The 5474-nt window shown below is 67.0% G+C and carries 7 protein-coding genes; 4 read left to right on the forward strand and 3 right to left on the reverse strand.

The window, feature by feature from the left end; all coding sequences use genetic code 11:
- The 4 genes from VFM98_RS18365 to VFM98_RS18380 all read left to right on the forward strand — a co-directional run.
- Positions 1-500 (forward strand): alpha/beta hydrolase family esterase (locus tag VFM98_RS18365; RefSeq protein ID WP_325111343.1); only part of this gene is annotated, 500 nt, incomplete at its 5' end.
- Between the two features lie 21 nt (positions 501-521).
- Positions 522-1241: a Crp/Fnr family transcriptional regulator gene (locus VFM98_RS18370; protein WP_325111344.1), complete on the forward strand. Its 720-nt coding sequence runs from the start codon at positions 522-524 to the stop codon at positions 1239-1241.
- A 129-nt stretch (positions 1242-1370) separates the two neighbouring features.
- A complete protein-coding gene (locus tag VFM98_RS18375) occupies positions 1371-1787 on the forward strand; it encodes a hypothetical protein (RefSeq protein ID WP_325111345.1) in 417 nt (138 codons plus the stop codon).
- Positions 1788-1992: 205 nt separating this feature from the next.
- Positions 1993-2223, forward strand: coding sequence for a hypothetical protein (locus tag VFM98_RS18380; protein ID WP_325111346.1), 231 nt, complete (start codon positions 1993-1995; stop codon positions 2221-2223).
- A gap of 202 nt (positions 2224-2425) precedes the next feature.
- Here VFM98_RS18380 and VFM98_RS18385 read toward each other — a convergent pair whose 3' ends face one another.
- The 3 genes from VFM98_RS18385 to arsB form a co-directional block, all read right to left on the reverse strand.
- Complete coding sequence (locus VFM98_RS18385) at positions 2426-2782, reverse strand: hypothetical protein (RefSeq protein WP_325111347.1); 357 nt, start codon at positions 2780-2782, stop codon at positions 2426-2428.
- Positions 2783-3082: 300 nt separating this feature from the next.
- Positions 3083-4393 carry a hypothetical protein gene (locus VFM98_RS18390; RefSeq protein WP_325111348.1) on the reverse strand — a complete coding sequence of 437 codons (1311 nt, stop codon included), beginning with the start codon at positions 4391-4393 and terminating at the stop codon, positions 3083-3085.
- A 163-nt stretch (positions 4394-4556) separates the two neighbouring features.
- The coding region (gene arsB, locus VFM98_RS18395; RefSeq protein WP_325111349.1) for an ACR3 family arsenite efflux transporter at positions 4557-5474 on the reverse strand (918 nt) is incomplete at its 5' end.

Genomic DNA, 5474 nt, shown 5'->3' on the forward strand with positions numbered 1-5474 from the left:
GTTCCATGGCTGCCCTCGCGGCTCAGCTCTATCCCGACGTGTTCGCAGCGGTAGGGGTGCACTCCGGCCTCCCGGCCGCCGCCGCCACTGACGTGCAATCGGCCCATGCGGCGATGCGCACGGCAGCGCGCAAGACGACCGCCAGCCCGGCGTCCGCGGCAGCAGTCCCCACGATCGTCTTCCACGGCACTTCCGACCGCATCGTGCATCCCGGCAATGGCCGTCAGGTCATCCGGGAAGCGGCTGCGCAGGCGGCCTCCTGCGGCATTTCGTTGCAACGCGTGGAGCAGCAGGTGACGGTGGGCGGGCGCACCGTGACACGGACCATCTACAGGGACGCGCATCACGTGCCTCGACTCGAGCACTGGGAGATTGCCGCAGGCACGCATGCCTGGTCGGGTGGGCACCCATCCGGGTCGTACGCGGAGCCCTCGGGGCCGAGCGCGTCGGCCGCAATGATCGACTTCTTCCTCGTGCAACAGCTACCCCGCAGCGACTGACGGCTCCTATACTGGCTCTGCATGGCCAGTCAGCCGGACCCCCGCAACAACCGCATCCTCGCCGCGCTTCCGTCCGAGGAGTGGGCGCGCTGGGAGCCGGAACTCGAAGCCGTGAGCATGCCGCTGGGACAGGTGCTTTCCGAGTCCGGGGTCGTCATGACCCATGTGTACTTCCCCACCACGAGCATCGTCTCGCTGCTGTACGTGATGGAAGACGGAGCCTCGGCGGAGATCGCGGTGATCGGCAACGAAGGCCTGGTCGGCATCTCCCTGTTCATGGGGGGTGAGACGACGCCGAGCCGGTGTGTCGTGCAGAGCGCGGGCGAAGGCTTCCGCATGCGCGCTCGGGTGCTGAAAAGCGAATTCAACCGCTCCGGGCCGGTGCTGAACCTGCTGCTGCGCTACACGCAGGCCCTGATCACGCAGATGGTGCAAACGGCGGCCTGCAACCGCCATCACTCGCTGGACCAGCAGCTGTGCCGCTGGCTGCTGCTCAGCCTCGACCGCCTGCCGGCCAGCGAGCTCGTCATGACGCAGGAACTGATTGCGAACATGCTCGGTGTGCGCCGCGAAGGGGTCACCGAGGCGGCTCTCGGCCTGCAGCGCGCAGGACTGATCCGCTACCAGCGCGGCCACATCACCGTGCTGGACCGCGCCGGCCTCGAGCGCCGCACGTGCGAGTGCTATGCCGTCGTCCGGAAAGAGTACGAGCGCCTGCTGGCAGGACACACGCCGCTGTAGCCCCGGAGTGCGCAGGGTTCAGCCGCCTGTGTGCGGCTTCGTACAGACGCGGTCCGGGCCACTGCCCACAGTGCGAGAATGCAATCAGGGAGCCCCCCACGCATTGCAGGTTGGAAAAGGAGCGCTTCCATGAACACCACGAACCGCGATCCGACCGGCGGCGGCCCGGATGCCGCCGTCGACATCCGCACGTCTGCATGCGAAAGCGTTCCCTCCGCGGACGACGAGCGGCGGATGGCGGACCTGGGCATCGACCGGGACGGGCTCGACTATGTCTACAAGGCCTACCGGTACGAGAAGCTGGCTGATGCGATTGCGTATGCGCAGCTTGTGCGCTCACGCGGACTCGAAGCGGCTGAAGTTTTCCCGTCACCCCGGCGGTCCAAGCCGTTTGTTCCGCCGAGTGCCACCGACCAGGTGCTGATGGCTTCGCTTGGCGTCCGGTTCGACGGTCGCCAGTTCCGATTCGGCGGCTTTCGCTACGACCGCTTGCCCGACGCGGTCAACTACGCGCGGCAAGCAGCGTCTGCATCAAGTGAGGGGTAGTCCTCGCTTTTTCTGCAAGGCATTGCGCGCCAACTGCGACGGGCGGCCGAAGAAATGAGGCAGGACGCGCTGCACCCCTCGAATTTTGCCAGGCCTTCCACTGTTGGTGAGTGGCCCTGAACTCCCCTGCGGCGGCGTCCGGGACTGCGCCCGGTCGGCTGTTGCACCGACCCTCGGCACGCTCATCGGGCAGCATGCTCGTGCCATGCAGCATGTCGAATACAGGCGGAAGTCGGGGCAGCAACTCACGTATGCCATCGAGGCGGACGAATACGGCCGGTTCACGGTCTCCATCGGCGGAAAGCAACTGCTCCGTGGACGCGATGGCCTGTCTGCCGGCGGCCGCCATCGCGTACCGAACAAGCGGAAGGTCGCCGGTGCCATCGCGGAAGCGCAGCGCGCGATCGAGCGCCTCTCGCTGATGGAGGAGTGCTGAAGCGTGGAAGCATGGTCGGGGCGCCTCGCGGAATCGATCTCCGGCTGGCATCCCGGATGCCGTGTGACGGTGCTCGTGGCTGTACCAGCGCACGAACTCGGTCGCCCACCGGCGTGCCCACTGCCGGTCGGCGAAGCCGTCGGCCGGGAACTCGGGACGGTACTGGCCGTGCGGAGGATGCTCTTCCGTGCCCCGGAACGGCTTAGCCGCCGCCGGCCTGCGTGCGCGCCATCTCTTCCAGAAAGTGGTTGATCAGAACGCGAGTTGCCCTGTCGCGCGCCTCGACGGCGGAGCGCCATTCCTGCCACTCCGCGTCGGAATCGGACCTGTGCGACAGCGACCGGAAGCGCTCCCAAGCGGATCGCTCCTTGCTCAGCGCCGTCTCGTAGTCCTCGACCGCGGTTGCTTCATCCCCGCTACTCCGGCGGGGTGCGCCGTGTTGCGGTGAGCCTTCGACTGGCGAGAACCCGTCGCCAGCGGAAAGTTGTTGTGAACGGCGCAACTCCGCCTCGTCGCGGCTGTGTTGATCCTTCATCTGGCGTGCTTGGGTCTCGTCCATGGGGGCTGCTCCAGTCTGCACGCCATTCTGCGCCCCTGCGTCCGAGGCAGCGCGCTCGCGCAGCAAACTGATCGCTGGACTGCGGGTGGCAGCGGTCGCTCGGCCCTCGCGGCCGCGGAACAGGCCCTCCTGAATTATCCGTGGCCCGGCAACCTGCGCGAGTTGCGCCACTGCATCGAACGCGCCTGCAGCCGGGCACCCCAGGTCCGCACTGCCCGCACCTGAACCGCCCGATCGGTGGGCTCGCTGGGGTCCGCGTATTCAGGCCGATCATTCAGCCGCTGCGGCGGATCGGCTCGTTCAGGTCGGCCCCTCGTAGACGGGCGCGAAGCCGCCGCCCGGCGTCCTGAAATTCGTGGTCTGCCCTTGGTAGAGCCGGGCCGCAGTCCATTGCACGAGGCCGTCGTACACGTACTCACGCAGGTCGAACTTGAGCGGCTTGTCCGCCGCCGGATCAAGTCCGCGTTCGCCTGGAGCGACCAGCGCCTGCGCGACGTACCCGCCGCCGGAGATTTCCGACCAGACGCGCTGCGTGATCTTGTCGCCGCGGTACGCCGCACGGCTGCCGAAGCCGGCAAACGGCTTGAAGAACAGCTGCTTGCGCCGCGACCACAGTTCATCGGCATTGCCAGGATCCACGACGATCGTTCGTGGCACGCCATCCCTCAGCACCTCGCGTGTCGCCTGCGGTACCCCCAGCTCCGCGAGCAAGGCCTGATCGCTGAGCACGACCAGGTTGCGCTTGTCCGCGAACAGGGCGTGGGCCTGCGGATGCGGTGTGAGCACGACCCGGTCCTGCAGATACGCAGCCCGCAGCGCCTGCGAGCCTGAAGCCTCCAGGTAGAAGTCCGTCAGCCGGTTGTAGACGAGGTCGATCGGAACGTCCCCGGCCACGAGCTGACCCGACTGGAGGCTCAGTTCGCCGGGGTCCGCAATGACCGCGCGCAGGCCGTGGCGCTCGAACAGCCGCTGGAACAGCAGGAATTCGGGGTACAGGTACTGCTCGCCGGGACGCTCGTCCACGATGGCGATCGTCTTCAAGGGCCGGGCCCGGCCGCTGCGCCGCCATTCGGTGTGGAACATGTCGACGATGGCACGTTCGAAAGCCTCGGCGCGCGCTCCCGACGGCCCGAGCCGCTCGACGGCCAGGCAGCACGCCCGGTGGGCCCGCCCGAGGATCGCATTCAACATGGCGCCGCCGGCATTGGTGTTGATCTCGATGAGGCCGAAGCTTTCCTGCGCGACGTGGAAGTCGTACCCGAAGAACACGCCGACGGCACCCGGTGAATGGTGCGCGATCTCCGGCGATCGGGCCAGCACGAGCTCGCGGTATTGCGGCAGGGCCACCACGGATTCGATCGCCTTCACGAGCTTGCCCATGGCGTCCATGTGCGCGTGCGAAACGAATACCGGCCGCGCCGAGTAGAGATAGGGACAGCGTTCCCGCACCAGGCTCACGATCTCCGGCGAACCGAATTGCGCCTCCAGGGCATGGGCCAGGGAATTCTCGTCCAGGCTGGCGCAGAAGCAGCCCGCGTTGAGCGCGTCGATGGACGGCGAACCCAGCGTTTCAGGGAGCTCGGTGGCGACCGCGCCGGACTCCGTGCTCATGGTCGGCACTCCTCCGCCTCGGATGGCGTCTCGGCCCCGTGCAGCAGTCGCTGCAGCCGCGCAACCCCGATCGGGTCCTCGTCCAGCATCGGAAGCACCCTGGAGAGCATGGTCCTGTGCTGCCGGGGCAACCTTGATGGCCATCAACCCGGTGACCGCCGGTTCATGCGCCGCCTGGGTGCATCCGCTGCGAATGCAGGCCCTCTTCGTACCAGGGCTTGCTCCGGTTCACCACCGCGACGACGGCCAGCATGACGGGGACCTCGATCAGCACGCCGACGACCGTGGCCAATGCCGCGCCCGACTGGAAGCCGAAGAGGCTGATCGCGGTGGCCACGGCGAGCTCGAAAAAGTTGCTCGCCCCGATCAAGGCCGACGGACCGGCGACGCGATGCTCCACCCCGGCACGCCGGTTCAGCCAGTAAGCGAAAGCGGAGTTGAAGGTGACCTGGATGAGGATCGGAACGGCGAGCAGCGCGATCACCAGCGGTTGGTTCAGGATGGCCTCGCCCTGGAACGCGAACAGCAGAACCAGCGTGAGGAGCAGCGCCGCGATGGAAAACGGCCCCAGCCGCGCCACCACCGCCTCGAAGTGCCTGACGCCCTTTTGCAGCAAGGCCTTGCGCCAGACTTGCGCGATCGCCACCGGCACGACGATGTACAGGCCGACGGACGTCAGGAGCGTATCCCAGGGCACCGTGATGGACGAGAGACCCAGCAGCAGCGCCACGATGGGCGCGAACGCCACGACCATGATGGAATCGTTCAAGGCCACCTGCGACAGCGTGAAATAGGGGTCGCCCTTGCACAGCTGGCTCCACACGAACACCATGGCGGTGCACGGCGCGGCTGCCAGGAGGATGAGCCCGGCGATGTAGCTCTCGATCTGCTCCGCCGGAAGCCACGGCGCGAATACATGCCGAATGAAGATCCACCCGAGCAGCGCCATCGAGAACGGTTTCACCGCCCAGTTGATGAACAGCGTGACGCCGATGCCGCGTACGTGCGCCTTCACCTGGCCGAGGGCTGCGAAGTCGATCTTCAGCAGCATCGGAATGATCATGACCCAGATCAGGATGCC

The organism is Ramlibacter sp., from assembly GCF_035706265.1.
Classification (GTDB): Bacteria; Pseudomonadota; Gammaproteobacteria; order Burkholderiales; family Burkholderiaceae_C; genus Ramlibacter.

What these genes read in the sequence shown, in the direction of transcription:
- VFM98_RS18370 (WP_325111344.1), top strand. Translation starts at nt 522, where the DNA reads ATGGCCAGTCAGCCGGACCCCCGCAACAACCGCATCCTCGCCGCGCTT.
- VFM98_RS18380 (WP_325111346.1), top strand. Translation starts at nt 1,993, where the DNA reads ATGCAGCATGTCGAATACAGGCGGAAGTCGGGGCAGCAACTCACGTAT.
- VFM98_RS18385 (WP_325111347.1), bottom strand. Translation starts at nt 2,782, where the DNA reads ATGGACGAGACCCAAGCACGCCAGATGAAGGATCAACACAGCCGCGAC.
- VFM98_RS18375 (WP_325111345.1), top strand. Translation starts at nt 1,371, where the DNA reads ATGAACACCACGAACCGCGATCCGACCGGCGGCGGCCCGGATGCCGCC.
- VFM98_RS18390 (WP_325111348.1), bottom strand. Translation starts at nt 4,393, where the DNA reads ATGAGCACGGAGTCCGGCGCGGTCGCCACCGAGCTCCCTGAAACGCTG.